The organism is Streptomyces lycii, from assembly GCF_009735685.1.
In the GTDB taxonomy this organism is placed as follows: Bacteria; Actinomycetota; Actinomycetes; order Streptomycetales; family Streptomycetaceae; genus Streptomyces; species Streptomyces lycii.
Window position 1 is genome coordinate 1 of sequence record NZ_WHPN01000026.1, and the last position, 15,384, is coordinate 15,384.

Annotated in this window: 14 protein-coding genes; 2 read left to right on the plus strand and 12 right to left on the minus strand. The window is 74.1% G+C overall.

Annotated features, from left to right (window positions below; all coding sequences use genetic code 11):
- Positions 1-261: 261 nt before the first annotated feature.
- A complete protein-coding gene (locus GCU69_RS32960) occupies positions 262-1,260 on the minus strand; it encodes a prepilin peptidase (RefSeq protein WP_408055741.1) in 999 nt (332 codons plus the stop codon).
- Between the two features lie 856 nt (positions 1,261-2,116).
- Between GCU69_RS32960 and GCU69_RS01095 the strand changes: the two genes are divergently transcribed.
- Both GCU69_RS01095 and GCU69_RS01100 read left to right on the plus strand, forming a co-directional pair.
- The gene (locus GCU69_RS01095) at positions 2,117-2,422 is read left to right on the plus strand and encodes a DUF192 domain-containing protein (RefSeq protein WP_235978128.1); all 306 of its coding nucleotides are present in this window, start codon (positions 2,117-2,119) and stop codon (positions 2,420-2,422) included.
- Between the two features lie 236 nt (positions 2,423-2,658).
- The gene (locus GCU69_RS01100) at positions 2,659-3,759 is read left to right on the plus strand and encodes a right-handed parallel beta-helix repeat-containing protein (protein WP_170315750.1); all 1,101 of its coding nucleotides are present in this window, start codon (positions 2,659-2,661) and stop codon (positions 3,757-3,759) included.
- 224 nt (positions 3,760-3,983) lie between these two features.
- On the opposite strand, the gene GCU69_RS01105 is transcribed toward GCU69_RS01100, so the two are convergent.
- The 11 genes from GCU69_RS01105 to GCU69_RS01160 all read right to left on the minus strand — a co-directional run.
- The gene (locus GCU69_RS01105; RefSeq protein WP_218037891.1) at positions 3,984-4,937 is read right to left on the minus strand and encodes an SDR family oxidoreductase; all 954 of its coding nucleotides are present in this window, start codon (positions 4,935-4,937) and stop codon (positions 3,984-3,986) included.
- Positions 4,938-5,169: 232 nt separating this feature from the next.
- A complete protein-coding gene (locus tag GCU69_RS01110) occupies positions 5,170-5,814 on the minus strand; it encodes an OmpA family protein (RefSeq protein WP_156204877.1) in 645 nt (214 codons plus the stop codon).
- 9 nt (positions 5,815-5,823) lie between these two features.
- Positions 5,824-6,432, minus strand: a complete 609-nt coding sequence (locus tag GCU69_RS01115) for a hypothetical protein (protein WP_098753744.1) — start codon at positions 6,430-6,432, stop codon at positions 5,824-5,826.
- A 31-nt stretch (positions 6,433-6,463) separates the two neighbouring features.
- Positions 6,464-7,066 carry a pilus assembly protein TadG-related protein gene (locus GCU69_RS01120; protein WP_328629975.1) on the minus strand — a complete coding sequence of 201 codons (603 nt, stop codon included), beginning with the start codon at positions 7,064-7,066 and terminating at the stop codon, positions 6,464-6,466.
- Positions 7,063-7,329 (minus strand): hypothetical protein, encoded by a 267-nt coding sequence (locus GCU69_RS01125; RefSeq protein ID WP_156204878.1) that lies wholly within the window; start codon positions 7,327-7,329, stop codon positions 7,063-7,065. The genes GCU69_RS01120 and GCU69_RS01125 overlap by 4 nt, the downstream gene beginning before the upstream one ends.
- A gap of 188 nt (positions 7,330-7,517) precedes the next feature.
- Positions 7,518-8,462: a response regulator transcription factor gene (locus GCU69_RS01130; RefSeq protein ID WP_156204879.1), complete on the minus strand. Its 945-nt coding sequence runs from the start codon at positions 8,460-8,462 to the stop codon at positions 7,518-7,520.
- Positions 8,440-11,091 carry a histidine kinase gene (locus GCU69_RS33370; protein WP_235978131.1) on the minus strand — a complete coding sequence of 884 codons (2,652 nt, stop codon included), beginning with the start codon at positions 11,089-11,091 and terminating at the stop codon, positions 8,440-8,442. Before GCU69_RS33370 ends, GCU69_RS01130 begins: the two co-directional genes overlap by 23 nt.
- Positions 11,092-11,460: 369 nt before the next feature.
- Entirely contained in the window at positions 11,461-12,360 is a 900-nt protein-coding gene (locus GCU69_RS01145; RefSeq protein WP_156204880.1) for a DUF5936 domain-containing protein, read from the minus strand.
- Positions 12,361-12,563: 203 nt separating this feature from the next.
- The gene (locus GCU69_RS01150) at positions 12,564-13,511 is read right to left on the minus strand and encodes a type II secretion system F family protein (RefSeq protein ID WP_156204881.1); all 948 of its coding nucleotides are present in this window, start codon (positions 13,509-13,511) and stop codon (positions 12,564-12,566) included.
- Positions 13,512-13,517: 6 nt separating this feature from the next.
- Positions 13,518-14,855 (minus strand): CpaF family protein, encoded by a 1,338-nt coding sequence (locus tag GCU69_RS01155; RefSeq protein WP_098753739.1) that lies wholly within the window; start codon positions 14,853-14,855, stop codon positions 13,518-13,520.
- A gap of 162 nt (positions 14,856-15,017) precedes the next feature.
- A partial coding sequence (locus GCU69_RS01160) for a TadE family protein (protein WP_156204882.1) occupies positions 15,018-15,384 on the minus strand: 367 nt, incomplete at its 5' end.

Sequence of the window (15,384 nt, forward strand, 5' to 3'; positions counted from 1 at the left end):
GCTGCGGGCTGCGGGCTGCGGGCTGCGGGCTGCGGGCTGCGGGCTGCGGGCTGCGGGCTGCGGCGGACGGTCGCACGGCGGGTGTGAAACGTAAAGCGGGCCGGTCCGTGGGGGGATACGGACCGGCCCGAGGGGGGGTTTCCACCATAGCCCTTGCGAAGGGATGGTTCGTGCATCAACAAGGGTGACGAGGCTCCGCACGTTGACGCCCGGCGCTCCGCACGGAGAAGCGGAACCCCGTATTCAGGCGGCGGAAAGGCCTCAGGAGGCCCCGAGCCCGCCCAGCAGCAGTCCCAGAAACGTGCCGCACATCATGTACGGACCGAAGGGAAGAGCCGTCTTCCGCCCGGCGCGTCGCAGGGCCATCAGCCCCAGACCGTGGACGGCACCGGTCAGAAATCCGGCGAACGTCCCGGCGAACAGCACCGGCCAGCCGTACCACCCGAGAGCGACGCCCGTCGTCATCGCCAGCTTGACGTCGCCGAAGCCCATGCCGGCCGGGTTGATCAGGAACATCAGCAGATGGACGGCCGCCAGGGCGAGCCCGCCCAGCAGCGCCGTGGCCCAGGAACCACCGGCTCCGGGCAGCAGCGCGGCACCACCGAGCAGCACCGCGGCGGCGACGGGCAGCGTGAGCGTCAGCACGTCCGGCAGCCGGTGCACCGCGACGTCCACGAAGGCCAGCACCAGGGCGAACGGTACGAGCAGCAGCCACACGGCCAATTCCGGCCGCGGCCCGGCCGCCGCGGCGAGCCCGCCGCAGACCAGGGCCGCGACGGCGGAGGCGAGGACCGGCGCGGGACCGTACCGCCCGGCCCGCCCGGTCTCCTCGGCCTCGTCGCTCCGTCCCGTGTCCTTGGTCCGCCCCGCTTCCTCGGTCTCTTCGCGCCGCCCGGTCTCCCCGGTCTCCTCAGCCTCGTTGCTCCGCCCCGTCTCCTCGGTCTCTTCGGTCAGTCCCGATCTCTCGGTCTCTTCGGCCTGCCCGGTCCGGCCGGGGGCGGCGGAGCGTGGTCGCGGGGCGGTGTCTGCGCCGCGGCCGGTGTCTGCGCCGCGGCCGGTGTCGTCCGGCTGCCCGGCCCGGGCGCCGGATCCGGTGCCGCCGATGTGCCCCGCGTCGCGGCCGGGCCCGCAGGCGGCACAGCGGGCGCGGCCCAGCCAGCCCCGGCCCGGTCCGGTCAGCGGATGCCCGCCGGGGCAGGCGTCACGCCACGGCTCGGCGGGTTCGACGGCCAGCCGGTACACCGCCCGGGGCACGAGCAGGCCCGCGGAGGCGCCGTACGCGGCGGCGAGAAGAGTCAGCGGCAGGTGCACGCACCGACCATACGGACACCGCCGCGCCCCGGTCACGGGCCGGGGGACTCGTCCCGGGCACTCATGACCGGGCGCGGGGCCTCTGGTAGAACCGGCACGGCACAGACACGGACACGGACACGGACACCGCACCGACACGGACACGGGCACGGGCACCTGCACAGAGATGGGCACCTGCACCGACGCGGGCGCCCGCACCGGCCATGGCCGAGGCACAGCCACCGTTCGCCCGCGCAGCCTTCGAGGAGGCATCGGCACCATGGACCGAGACCGAGACCGAGAGCGGGGCCGGGACCAGGGCCGGGACCCAGCGCCGGAGACTCCGAGCCGCCCGGCCGGGCCGCGAGCCCGGTCCCGCGTGTCCCGCATTTGGTCCGGCGCGTCCCGCATCCGGTCCCGTGTGTTCCGCCGCCGGTCCCGTGCGCGGCTGCGGGACGGTACGGCCACCCTCACGATCCTTCCGGGGGCTCCGGGGGCTCCGGGGGCTCCGGGGGCTCCGTCGGCTCCGTGGGCTCCGGGGGGCAGCGGTGGTGCGTCCGGGACCGCCTCGTCCGGGCCGGAGGCGGAGGCGGGGCATCCGGGTTCGAGGCGTACGGAGGCGGGGCTTCCGGAGCCAGGGCCGCCTGCGGAGGCGGGGCTTTCGGGCTCGGGGGGTTCGGAGGCGGTGCCTGCCCGTGCCGGGCCCGCGAGTGCCGGGCTTGCTGGTGCCGGGCCCGCGGTGGCCGGGCCCTCCGGTGACGGATCTGCCGATGCCGGGCCTGCGGAAGCCGGGCCTGCGGAAGCACGGCCGGCCGATGACGGACCCGTGGCCCTCGTCGTACCGCTGGAGATCGCCGCCTCGTACCGGGCCCGCAGGCGCGGGCTGCTCGGCCGTGACGGGGTCGAGGGGGCGCTGCTGCTGACCCCGGCCAACAGCGTGCACACGTTCCGGATGCGCTTCCCGATCGACGTCGCCCATCTGGACCGCGGACTCCGCGTCATCGCGGTGCGCACCATGCGCCCGGGCCGCCTCGGTGCGCTCCGGCCGCGCGCCCGGCACGTGCTGGAGGCGGAGGCGGGTGCCATGGAACGGTGGGGCCTGCGCCCCGGTACGACGGTGGAGATCGGCTGAGCCGGGGCACGCGCCGGGAGGAGACCCCACGCATGGACGAACGGGAACGGGCACGGGCACGGGCACGAGAACGAGAACGAGAACGGGGACGGGGACGGGGACGGGGACAGGAGCCCGAGCCCGAGCCCCGGCCCGAGCGCGGGTCCGAGGGCGGGTCCGAGAACGGGTCCGAAAACGGGTCCGAGGGCCGGTCCGACGGCGGCTTCGGGGACGGCTCCGGGGCACGGCCGCCCGCGGTGCAGCGGCGGTCCGCGCTGGCGGGCATCGTCGGGGCCGGACTGGCCGGAGCCGGTGCGGCGGGCGCGGCCGGCGGGCTGCTGGCGTCGGGCGGGGCTCAAGCCGCGCAGGATCCCGGCCGCGGGCTGCCCGTGCTGCCGCCCGGGGCCGACTGGGGCCGGGTGCTGGCCCGGACGCCCCAGGTGCAGCTCGCGCCCGGCACGACGTACACCCTGGACGAGCCGGTCGAGCTTCCCGACGACTGCTGGATCGCGGGCAACGGGGCGACCGTGACCGTGTCGGGGGACTCCTTGGGGGCGCTGAGGATCACCGGCAGGAGGAACGTCACCGTCACCGGGGTGCGTTTCCTGGGCCGGGCCGCCGACCCCGTCGACTCGCCCATGGTCGCCGCGCACGTCGGCGTCGCGCTCACCCGCAGCTTCAACGTCCGCGTCCTCGACTGCGACTTCGAGCGCTGGCGGGGCGCCGGAGTCACCGTGACCGGCTCGGTGGACGACGACTACTACGCCTACCGCGTCAAGCTCCGTGGCAACTCCTTCGACCGCTGCTACTTCGGGGTCTCGGCGGCGGACCGCAGCGAGTACTCCGTGCTCGGCGGCAACAGCTTCACCTACTGCCGGCTCGCGATCTGGAACTCCTCGGGCAACTGGACGGTCAATGACAACAACGTCATGGGCTGCCGCGGCGCGTACTACTCCCTCGCCGAGACCAGCCCGTACGGCTCCCTGCCCGCCGACAACTGGAACCACGGTTCGCTGGCCGGCAACACCTTCAACCACTCCAACAGCGGCGGCCGGTCCCCCTGGACCCGTGAGACCGCCTTCCCGGTCGGCGGCGAACCGCGGGACCCGGGCCCGGGGGTGGTCGTCGGCGGGGTGCTGCCGCCGACGTTCTCCGGCAACACCCTCTGGTACACGGACCTGACGGCCACGGACCTCCAGGGCACCCGCTGGCTGCTGTCGGGCAGCACGTTCTCGCACCTGACCATCGCGTGTACGGGTACGGCGCCGGTGCATCTGGTCGGCACCCAGTCGCGGAACCCGGGCGCGGCGCCGGTGCTGAGGGGGAACGTGAAGGACCTGCTGGAGTACCCGGGCTGACGGCGGGCGCCCGGATCGCCCGTCACGCCGGGCCGTCCTCGCAACCGGTCCCGCTTCAGCGGAAGCCATCGGCCGCCGTCGACCCGGCCGGCCACCATCAGCCCGGCCGGCGGCCATCAGCCCGGCCCCACCATCGGCCCGGCCGGCGGCGCGTCGTCGCCTCCGCGTGGTTTTCCGGCCCTCTCCCCGCGTCTCCCGGCAGTCCGGCGGCCGCCCCGGCCGGCTCAGGGCCTGCGGCCCCGGGTCACCGCCGCGAGATGGTCCTCGAAGGTGATCCGCCCGACGGGACGCCGTTCCCCTGCGGGGCCGAGCCCGCCCGCGTACCCCTCCTCCGCGCCGTCACCGACCTTGCCGGAGCCCGGATCCGTGCCCGCGGCGGGGCGGCCCGGCCCCGCCCCGTGCGGTCCCGGTCCGCCCGGCGGGACGAGATTGGCGCCCTCGCGCAGCGCGCGGAACGTCCGCCCCGGCAGCCGGACCGGCAGCACCGCGCGCCGCAGCCCGTGAGCCCGCAGCCAGCTCCGGGTCAGGTCCGCGTGGTCGCGCACCTGTGGTCCGCCCATGTCCGGCACCCGCCCGGCGGGGGCGCCGGCCGCCAGCCCGACAAGCCGCTCGGCCACCTCGGTGACGTCCACCGGCTGGAAGCGCACCCCCGCCAGGGCCGCGGTCACCGGCGACCGCCGCTGTACGGAGGCGACGCGCGCGATCAGATCGTGGAACTGCGTGGTGCGCAGCACCGTCCACGGCAGGCCCGACTCCTCGATGATCCGTTCGGCGGCCAGCTTGGTGCGGTAGTACCCGAGCGGGATGCGGTCGATCCCGGCGATGGAGATGTAGACCAGATGCGCCCCGCCGCCCGGCCGCCGCGCGAGCGCCTCCGTGAGCTGACGGGTCGCGCCGACGTCGGCCTTCCCGAGGGTGGTTGCGCAGTGGACGACGGTGTCGGCCCCGGCGACCGCCGCGTCGATCCCCTCCCCGGTCCGGAGATCCCCCACAGCCCAGTCGCAGTCCGGCGCGGATCCGTCGTCGGGCCGGGGCCGCCGGCTGAGCACCCGTACGGCGGGAGCGCGGTCCGTACCGGCGGAGGTGCCCGCACCGGGCGCCTCGTCGAGCAACCGCCGGACGACGGCCCGGCCGAGCGTGCCGGTACCGCCGGTCACCAGCACGGACCGTACCGCCATGACACACCTCCACCGCATCGGCGGAGCCCGGGAGTCGGCGCCGGGCCCTCGTCGGCATCATGCCGCACATCCCCGGCGGGGGCAGGCCCGCACCGTGCCGGCAGAGCCGGCCCGGGGAGCCGCCGTATCCGCTCCGGCCCGTTCCCGCTCCGGCTCCCGCTGCGGCCCGTCCCCGCTCCGGCTCCCGTTCCCGCTCCGGCTCCCGCTGCGGCGGAGGCGCCGCGGCCGTGTGTCAGCCGCCGCTCTCGGAGGAGCGGGGGAACGAGACCTCCACACGGCGGTTCTTCTTGCGGCCCTCCTCGGTGGAGTTGTCGGCGATCGGGTACTGCTCGCCGTAGCCGCGGATCTCGAAGGCGACGCCGGACCCGAGATCCTTGGCGAGCTGCTTGTGCACGGCGTTGGCCCGCTGCTTGGACAGCACGTCACCGTGCGCCGACGAACCGAGGTTGTCGGTGAAGCCGAAGACGCGGACCTTCTGCGCGTCCTGCTTCTTGATCTCTTCCGCGATGGTGGCGATGCGGTCGTGGGCGGTGCTGTCCAGCTTGGCGCTGTCCTTGCCGAACAGCACCTCGGCCTGGAGCGCGAAGGTGACGTCGGCGTTGGTGTCCTCGCGGCGCTCGTCACCGCTGAGGTCCTCGACCACCGACTTGATGTCGAGGACCTTGGCCTCGGCGAGGGTGGCACCGTCGACCATCTTGAGGTCGGGGTCGTTGCCGTCGACCTCGACGGGCGGCGAAGGGGTGATCGCCGCGCCCGGCCCGTCGTCGGCCCGGGCGGGAGCGGCGGTGAGCACACCGAAGGCGGAGAAGGCGAGCGCCACGGCGACAGCCGTGGGGGCGAGGGCGGGGTGCCGGGGGCGGGGTCGGGTGGAATTCATGGCAGCGGCTCACTCACTCGGGGAGATCTCGACGGTGGCCGCGTCGAAGGTGGGGAGAGTGAACTCGACTTCGGACGTCCCCTCCGGAGGAGACGGGAACTGAGCGAAAACCGGGACAGTCTCTCCGGCTCCCACCGCGGTGATCCCCGTGGTGCACAAGCAGCGGCCTTCTGTGTCACGCAGAACGTAATAGCGCTTCTTGCCCTCGTTGTCGATCAGAGCCGCGCCGCCCAGCGAATGCCCGTTGCCGAGGATCTCCTTCTCGTTGCCCCGCCATTCGGCCGTTTTGTAGAAATCCTTCTGGCCGTCGTTCTTCACCGCGCCACTCACAGTGACAAACCCACCGGCGTCCCGTTTCGCCGAACTGATGGACAGGACGATCTCGTCCGGCCCCCTCAACTCCGCGATGGTCTCTTCCTGCTCCGGCGCCTCGGATTCTCCGCGCCCCTCGCCCGAGTCACCGCCCGACTTGCCACCCTCGCTCGACTGCTGGGAGGAATCGGCGTCGGGGCTCTCCTCGCCATTACCGCCGCAACCGGCCACGGCGACGAGCAAACCCACCGCGAACGCGACTGCGGCGGCTCCCCTCCGGGCCTTCGCTGTGTGCCGAATGCTCATGGGATGTTGTCCTTCACTCGTCGTCCGCTGGTCAGTCGGTCAGATGGACCGAGAACAAGTCAGCTGGTTCCGGCAGCGCCTCTTCGTCGTCTGGGTCGATCAGCCATTCTTCGCCGTCACAGGAAATCTCCACGGGCTCGCCGCCCCCGCCTTCGTCCACCTGGCACCGTGGCTCCACGACCGCGGTGGCATCGGCTTCGCCGTGCACGCTCTCCGTGCCCGGCACAATGGACTCCCCCACCGTGTAGTCGGTCCTGATCGCCACGGAGAATCCGTACTCGGAGGTGTCAGCGAGGCCGCAGCGCGTGACGGTCGAATCGTTCCGGGCGGCGAAGTCGTCGGCCGCCGCACAGCCACCGTCCGTGGAGAACTCGTCGCCGCTGAGCCAGTCCTCCCAGGGACCGTCGTCCTCCAAGGCATCGAGGAAGCCGTCGAACAGCTCATCGCGAGAGTGTTGGGCGGCAGCCAACGCAGCGGCGTCCGCCGCGGTCTGGGCACCGTTGCGGGTCGCCGCGGCCTGCCCGACCGCGAAGTAGGCGAACGCGAGAAAGAGCAGGCCCGCCACCACCGTGATGTAGATGGGGAAGGCCTGCCCGGAATCGACCCGGAACCGGCTCCGTATGCTCCGTATCAACCGGAGTTGATGTTGCCGATCGCTTCCATGATGCGATTCAGAATCGCACTGCCGATTCCCGACCCCGCGATCGCCCCGATGATCAGGACGACCACCAGGATGATCCCCAGGTATTCCAGCGCCGTCTGGCCGCTGTCCCTTTCCCCGGAGGCCCGGGTGGTCCGGGACGCGCGGGACGCGATCGACTGGACCGCCGTGTCGCGCCAGCCGTGGGCGCGGGCCTTCGTGCCGGCCGCCGCCTTCGCCAGAGGGTTGTTCGACATGGGATTCCTCTCCCGTGCTGACCGGTCGCGCGCCGTCCGACGCGTATGTCTCTGCCGGAAGATACGAAGGTCCGGCCATGGGCGCCGAGGGCCCCTGGGCCCAATGTCGGGCCCAACGGCGGGCCGACGGGCCCGACTCCCTGCGGAGACGTGAACGCACCCGCCTGCGCATGTGCCGCGCCCCCCGTTCAGCCATGGCCGTCACCGCCGCCCGGGCGTTCCCCGCCGAGCCAGGTCAGTATGGCTTCGGAGCGGCTCGTCGCGGACAGCTTCGAGAAGATCCGGTTGATGTGGTTCTTGACAGTCTTCTCACTGATGAAACAGGCTGCGGCGATTTGCTGATTGCTCATGCCCGTGGCAATCAGGTCCATCACTTCCACCTCCCGGTGGCTCAGCCCGTGTGCTCCGCGTTCCGCTCGGCGGCATGGCCGTTCGAACGAAAACTCTCCCACAAGTCGTTGCTGTTGCGAAGTGATTCGTTGAAGCTCGGCCGATTCACGCCATCCGCGACCGGATTCCACACCGCTTTCGCGCCAACGATCATTCACTCCATCGTGTGCATACGCATTGCCGGTCGGCGGGGCGGCCCAGCCGAGACCGTCCGGCAGCACCGTGACGCCGGGCCGTGGCGCGCCGCGGACATGGGCCACCAAGGCGTTCGCGGCGGTCGGGGTCAGCGGAGCGCCGCCCTCGCGCACCGACCGGACCGCCGCGAGCAGTTCGTCCGCCGTGAACTCGCCGTGCACCAGATAGCCGCCCGCCCCCAGCCGCAGCGACTCCTTCACGACGTCGGCCTCCCTGCTGTACGTCAGCATCAGCACCGGCGCGAGCGGCACCAGGTGCGGCAGCGCCGAGATGCCGTCCACGACCGGCATCCGCACGTCCAGCAGGACAACGTCCGGCCGGTGGGCACGGGTGGCGCGCAGGGCCTCCTCGCCGTCGGCCGCGGCGGCGACGACCCGGACGTCGTCCCGGCTGTCGAGCAGCACGGTCAGCCCGGCCCGTACGACCGGGTTGTCGTCCGCGACGACGACCCGGAGCAGCACGGGTGGCGTGTCCCGGTCCCCGGGGGCGGGAGGTGCCGGGAGGTGCGCCGTGGTGCCGGCGGTGTCACGCGTGCGCGGGTTTCGCATGGTCCTGCCTCCCTTCGTCCGGTGCCGGGTGGCCGGCTTGCCCGGCCGGGCAGCCGGGGCGTGGTTCCGCTACGGCTCCTGGTTCACCGGCCGGGGTGTACGGATGCGCCTCGCGGCGCGGTTCCGGGCCCGGCCGGGGTTGTCGCGGTATGCCTTCGAGCAGCCGGGCCGGCGGGAGGCCGGTGCCCGGGGCCGGTGGCGCGACCGGGAGTTCGAGGCGTACCTCGGTGCCCGACTCCCGGTGGCCCCTGCCGATCCGGAGCCGGGCGCCCACGCCCGCGGCCCGCTCGACCATCCCCACCAGGCCGTAGTGGCCCGCCGCGCGCAGGGAGTCGAGGGTGGTGCACGGCGGGAGGCCGCAGCCGTCGTCCAGCACGCTGATGCGGAGGATCCGGGTTCCGGCCGGTCCGGGTTCCCGTGCGGGCATCGGACCGGGCGGCCGGGACGCCGCCGTGTCCCGGGCGGGCCCGTTGCCCGGGCCGGCGTCCGCTGCCCTGCCCGGGCCCGCCGCCGGGCCGGTGCCCGGGATCGCGCCCACCTCGACCCCGGCCTCCACCACGACCCGGCCCGCGCAGGCGTGCCGCTGGGTGTTCTCCAGCGCCTCGGCCGCGATGATCAGCAACTGGCGTGCCACGCCCCGCGGCACCGTGCCCGGCAGCGGAGGGGCGCAGCCGATGCCCCAGCTCCGGAAGTCGGCCGGGATGCCGGTGGTGCGGGACCAGTCGGCGGTCCGGGCCGCGAGTTCGTCGGCCAGAGCGCCCAGCGGGACCTCGGGGACCTCGGGGTGGAACCCGGGCTGGGGTTCGGGGTGCGGCTCGGGCTCGGTGCCGGGCTCGGGGTGCGGCTCGGCGGGAGCCCCGGGGCGGAACCCGGTGGGATCCCCGGGACCCGCGCCCGGGTGGGCTGCCGGGCCCGTTCCCGCGTGCATCCCGGGAACCGGGTGGCGGCCCCGGTCCGCGACGGTGCCCCGGCCGGTGGCGGCGGCCGCGCCGGGCCCCGGGTAGGGAACGGCGCCCCCGGCCGCGGCGGGGTCCCCGGCCGGTTCGGGAGGCGTGTGCGCGGGAGCGTGCCGGTACGGAACCCGGCCGGCCCCAACACCGCTCCGGGAGCCGCCGTCCCCGTGACTCGGCAGCCCTCCCGCCGGGACGCCCGTGCCGCCCGGACTCCGCTCGTTCCTCAGGTCGGACAGCAGGGCCCGCGACTCCGCCGCCGCGTGCCTGGCCGCGTGCGCGACCATGTCCGCGCTGCGCCGCAGCGTTTCCGGCCGGGTGTCCGGGCGGCCCGCCGACGACGCCAGGCCGTCGGCCGCGAGCGCGAGGCCGTGCAGCGTCTTGGCCACCGAGTCGTGCATCTCCCGGGCCAGCCTGGCCCGTTCCTCGCCGACGGCCTCTGCGGCGGCCAGCCGGGCGCGGGCCCGGGTGAGGGCCCGGCCGGCCGCGCCGAACCGGAGCAGCAGATTCCGCAGGCCCACCCCCGCCGCGCCCGCGACGGCACAGAAGCCGGGGAGTACGACCACGGCGGCCGGCCCGCCCCCGATACCGGGATTCGCCCCGTACGCGGCCGCCAGCACCAGGATCTGGAGTCCCGCGAACACCCCGGCGCCGCGCCAGCCGTAGGCCAGGCCGGCGAGCAGCGGCGTGCAGACGGTGACGTAGCCGAGAGTGGACTCGGGGGTGGCCGTGAGCAGCAGCAACGCGCTGAACAGCAGGTCGACGCCCAGCAGGGCGGGATGCCTGAGCAGCAGCGGGCCGAAGCGTTCCCAGTCGCGCCACATGACGTACGAACCCATGAAGGTGATCAGTACGGCGGTGCCGATGAGCCAGGTCGCGGCGCCGGGCGCGGTGCGGCCGAGGGCGAAGGGGGTGCCGAGCGCGATCATGGCGAGGCGGAACGCGAAGACCTGGCGGGCCAGGGCCTGGAGGGCGTTCAGCTGGAGCCGCAGACTGGGGGCGTCGGCCGTCCCGCCCGCCGCCTCCGGACCGGTGACGCCGTACGGGTCCGGGGAACGGCCGGTACGGGACCCGGGCGCCGGGTCCGGCAGCGGCGGCCCCGGGGTACGGGACGCGCCCGGCGGAATCCGCTGCGACACGGCGGGCCCGGGGGCCGGCTCGGTGGTCACCGGGGGCGGTGGCGGCAGCGGCGGACGGGGCGGCGGCAGGGGCGCGGCGGGCCGGGGACGGCCCGGTGCCGAGGTCGCGGGGCGTGCCGGGGCCCCGTCCTCCCGCCCGGACGGGGCCATGCTGTCACGCAAGTCCCTGTGCAAGTCCGTGTGCTCACGCAAGTCCCCGGACTCGCGCAGGTCCCTGTGCTCGCGCAGGTCCCTGTGCTCGCGGTGCGCCCGGTCCTCGCGGGCCTCGTGGTCCTCGTGGTTCGCCTGTTCGGCCTGTTCGGCCTGTTCCACCCGGTCCGCCGCCCGGTCCGCCCGGTGCTCGCCGTACTCGCGGTCCCCGCCGTACTCGCGCGGCGCTCGGACCGCCCGGCCACCACGGTCCTCGCGGTCGTCGTGGTCACCGTGGTCACCGCGGTCCTCGCGGTCCTCGCGGTCCTCGTGCTGTGGTCCGTACGCGCGATGCCGGCGGCGGGTGCCGTCGCCGTCCCCCTCGCCGCGCAGTCCCTCTTCGGCCGTCACGTCCGTTCCCCTCTCCGCCGGTGTCTCGGCCCCCGCCTCGACCCGTCTTCCGGACCCCCGTCCTGTTCGTGCTCACCGTGCTGCCGTACTGCCGTGCTGTTCGTGCTTCCCGTGCTGCCGAGTTGTTCATGCTCTCTGTACTGCCGTACTGCCGTACTGCCGTACTGCCGTACTGCCGTACTGCCGTGCTTCCGAGGTGCTGTCCCGTGCTCCGAACCGCCTGTGCCCGGTCCGCCGTACCGCCGTACCGCCCTGCGCTCCGTACCGCCTACCGCCGTACGCCGTGCCGCCCCTGCCGCCCGCACCGCCCGCTCCGCGTCTCCCGGTCCGCCCCGCCCGCCGCTCCGCTGCTTCCCGTACGGGCCCGGGTCAGCCGGTGATCGCCCCGAAGTCCACGTCCGAGCCGAAGACGAAGCCCGCCACCAGCAGGATCAGCGTCCCCGGCAGCATGAAGGTGGTGACGGCGAGCGTCGCCTTCGGGACGGTCTTCGCGGCCCGGCGGCGGGCGTTCTGCGCGTCGGTGCGGCGCATGTCGTTCGCGATCTGGATCAGCGTCTCGACGATCGGCGCGCCCAGTTCCTCGCCCTGCTGGAGCGCGGTGACGAACATCGCGACCTGTTCGCTGTCGTTGCGCCGTCGCAGTTCGTCGAAGGCCTCCCGGCGGCTGACGCCCATGTCCATCCGGCGCAGCGCGATGCTCAGTTCGTCGGCCCACGGGCCCTCGTACCGCTCGGCGACCCGGGCGAGCGCCTGCCGGAAGCTCAGCCCGGCGCTGACGACGACGGCGAGGACGTCGAGGAAGTCGGGCAGCGTCCGTTCGATGTCGGCCTTGCGCTGCTGTACGGCGGCCCAGATGCCGACCTCGACCCAGAAGACGCCGAACAGCACCAGCACCACCGCGAGGACGAGCTGCCCGCGCAGCAGCATGCTGAGCGCGCCCGCGAAGCCGACGAAGCCGTAGACGGCGCGGCGTGCGGCGTAGCGGTCGAGGGTCAGGCCGCCGGGGTTGCCGGCCCGGTCGATGCGGCGGCGGATGCGGTCGACGCGCCTGGGCCCCATCAGACGGAGCACCGCCGGGGCCCAGCGCATGCCGAGCCGGTCGATACCGGAGTTCACGGCGGTGGTGCGGGTGGCGCCGACCTCCAGCGCGAGGGTCAGGTCGTCGGGGAGTTCGGCCGCGCGGCGGTAGAGCGCGATGCCGTAACAGGCAAGAGCGACGGCAAGGGCGGCGGCGACGGCGGTCGCGAAAGCCGTCAGCAGGTCTGTCATCGGTTCCGTCCTCCTCTCGGTCGGCGATACGGCCGGCTGTGCGACCGGGTTGTTCTGTCGGGCTGTGCGGCCGGGCTGTGCGGCCGGGCTGTCCAGTCGGCTGTGCTGCGGGCGGTACGGGCGGAGCGTGCCGTGTGCGGAGCGTTCGGCGGGCGGTACGGGCGGAGCGTGCGGCCGGGGCTGCGGGCAGCCGTGCGGGCGGGTCAGACGTCGATCTTGGACATGCGGCGGATCAGGACGAACCCCACGGCGTACAGCGCGAGAGCCACGACGACGGCGGCCTGCCCGTAGAACGAGCCGGTCATCCGTTCGAGCGCGCCGGGCATGACCCGGTCCATCAGCAGCAGCGCGCCGATGCCGAAGCCCGGTACGGCGTACGCGGTGATGGTGATCTGGGAGAGCTGGGTGCGGACCTCGCGCCGGGTCTCCTTGCGCTCCTCCAGGGTCTGGGTGAGGTTGCGCAACGAGCCGACGACGGTGCCGCCCGCCCGGTTGGAGAGCACCAGTGTCGTGACGAGGACGACGAGTTCGCGGGACGGCAGCCGGTCGGCCAGTTCGCCCAGCGCGTCGTCCACGGAGTGGCCGACCGCGAGCTGCGCGGCGACCTTGCCCAGTTCCTCCCCGGCGGGCGCGTCGAGTTCCTCGGCGGCCATGCCGAGCGCGGTACGGAGCGCGAGCCCGGCCTGAGTGGCGTTGGCCAGCACCCGGGCGAGTTCGGGGAGCTGGCCGACGAACTTCTCGGTGCGCCGCGCGCGCTGCCAGTTCAGGAAGGCATACGCGCCCCAGAGCCCGGTCAGTCCGGCCACCGGGCCGAAGAAGGCAGCGAGGACGGAGGCCGCGACGAGCCACAGGGCGACGACTCCGGCCAGCACGGCGACGAAGAACTCGCCGGGCGTGATGTCGAGGCCGGTCGCGGCGAGCCGCAGCTCCAGACCGCGGCCGAGGCGGGTGCGGCGCAGTCGCCGGTCGACGCCGGAGAACCGGCGCTCCCGGCTGCCTCCGGTGAGCCGGCCGGGCGAGCTGAGGCGTTCCACGAGCGCTTCGTGCTGCGCCCGGCCGGCGGTGTACGCGTGCACGCCCGCGACGGCGAGCACCGCGCACAGCAGGGCGGCCCCGGCTGTGAGGAGCGGCAGGTCGATGGCCGTGTCCATGGGGTTTCAGCCCGCCTCCCGGGTCGTGAGCTGCTCGTCGGTCGCGGCGACGCCGAAGGCGGGCGGCAGGGGTTCGCCCGCCATGTACAGCCGGTCGGCGACGCGGCGGGGCAGCCGGTCGTAGGTGAAGTGGCCGCGGACGACGCGGTCGGCGCCGACGGGCCGGGCGTCGAACCGGGCGACGCTGGTGAGCCGGTACGTCTCGTGGCCGTACGAGGAGAGCATGGCGACCTCGCCGACCTTGCGGGTGCCGTCGGCGTGCCGGGTGAGCTGCACGATGCAGTCGACGGCCGAGTTGATCTGGTCGCGCAGCGCCTCGAACGGAATGGTGACCTCCGACATGGAGGCGAGCGTCTGGAGCCGCATCAGGGCGTCCTCGGCGCTGTTGGCGTGCACGGTGGCGAGGGAACCGTCGTGCCCGGTGGACATGGCCTGGAGCATGTCGAGGGTCTCGCCGCCGCGGACCTCGCCGACGATGATCCGGTCGGGGCGCATCCGCAGGGAGTTGCGGACCAGGTCGCGCACGGTGATGCGGCCCTTGCCCTCGACGTTGGGCGGGCGGGTCTCCAGCCGGATGACGTGGGCCTGCTGGAGCTGGAGTTCGGCGGCGTCCTCGACCGTGATGACGCGCTCGCCCTCGGGGATGAGCCCGGACAGGGCGTTGAGCAGGGTCGTCTTCCCGGAGCCGGTGGCGCCGGAGACGATCACGTTGAACTTGGCCCGGATCAGGCCGGAGAGCAGCAGCACGATCGGCTCGTCGAGGGTGCCGAGGTCCACGAGTTCCCGGAGCCGGTAGGCGCGCGGGAAGCGGCGGATGGTGAGGGTCGGCCCGGTCAGCGCGAGCGGCGGGATGATGACGTTGACGCGCTCGCCGGAGGGGAGCCGGGCGTCGACCATCGGGTTGGCCTCGTCCACCCGCCGGTTGACGGTGGAGACGATGCGTTCGATGGTCTGCATCAGCTGCTCGTCGGACGCGAAGCGCACGGGGACCTGCTCGACGCGCCCGGCCCGTTCGACGAAGACCTGGTCGGGCCCGTTGACCATGATCTCGGTGATCGACGCGTCTTCGAGGAGGGGTTCGAGCACGCCGAGGCCGAGCGCCTCGTCCACGACACGGCGGATCAGCTGGGAGCGCTCGGCCGTGGAGAGCACCGGGCCCTCGCGGCTGATGATGTGGCCCAGCACCCGTTCGAGGCGGGCGCGCCGCTCGGCGGCGGCGAGCGCCGACATCTCGGCGAGGTCGATCTCCTCCAGCAGCTTGGCGCGGTAGACGGCGACGAGATGGCCGTCCTCGCGCACCCCGCCGTTGTCCTCGGGGGAGGTGACGCGCGCCCTCAGGCTCATGGTGTCTTCTCCTCGTTCGTGCGGCGCGTGCGGTCCGCGCGGTGCGGGTGTGCCGCGGTGCCGTCGGCCGCGGTGTCGTGCGCCGCCGCCGGGTGTGCCGCCGTGCGGTGTGTCCGGCGTGCGGTGTGTCCGGCGCCGGGGCGGGCCGGGGCGGGGAACGGTTCAGTCGCGGGGCATGGTCGCGCTCCGTTCGACGGTGCCGAAGTTGTCGATGCCGGGGATGACCGACGGGATGGTGATCCCGGCGGTCGCCACCGACTCGTCCTCCCCGCCGCCCACGGAGACGGTCGCCCCGTCGGCGAGCCAGCCGCTGATCGCGGAACGGCCGGCGGCCGCCGGGTCGGTGTCCGCCTCCTCGTAGGCGTCCGTACGGGCGGCCGCGCGCGCCGCCGTCCCGGCCTGCGAGGCCGCGTACGCCACCACGCCGAGCTGGATCGCGGCGAACGCGACCAGCAGCAGGATCGGGACGAAGCCGATGAACTCGATCGCGGCCTGGCCCCGGTCGCGCGCTCGCCGCGGGCGGCGTTCC

Bases quoted from the DNA above. Each gene is read 5' to 3' on its own strand.
- GCU69_RS01105 (WP_218037891.1), bottom strand. From the start codon at position 4,937: ATGGCGGTACGGTCCGTGCTGGTGACCGGCGGTACCGGCACGCTCGGC.
- GCU69_RS01110 (WP_156204877.1), bottom strand. From the start codon at position 5,814: ATGAATTCCACCCGACCCCGCCCCCGGCACCCCGCCCTCGCCCCCACG.
- GCU69_RS01115 (WP_098753744.1), bottom strand. From the start codon at position 6,432: ATGAGCATTCGGCACACAGCGAAGGCCCGGAGGGGAGCCGCCGCAGTC.
- GCU69_RS01125 (WP_156204878.1), bottom strand. From the start codon at position 7,329: ATGTCGAACAACCCTCTGGCGAAGGCGGCGGCCGGCACGAAGGCCCGC.
- GCU69_RS01130 (WP_156204879.1), bottom strand. From the start codon at position 8,462: ATGCGAAACCCGCGCACGCGTGACACCGCCGGCACCACGGCGCACCTC.
- GCU69_RS01145 (WP_156204880.1), bottom strand. From the start codon at position 12,360: ATGACAGACCTGCTGACGGCTTTCGCGACCGCCGTCGCCGCCGCCCTT.
- GCU69_RS01150 (WP_156204881.1), bottom strand. From the start codon at position 13,511: ATGGACACGGCCATCGACCTGCCGCTCCTCACAGCCGGGGCCGCCCTG.
- GCU69_RS01155 (WP_098753739.1), bottom strand. From the start codon at position 14,855: ATGAGCCTGAGGGCGCGCGTCACCTCCCCCGAGGACAACGGCGGGGTG.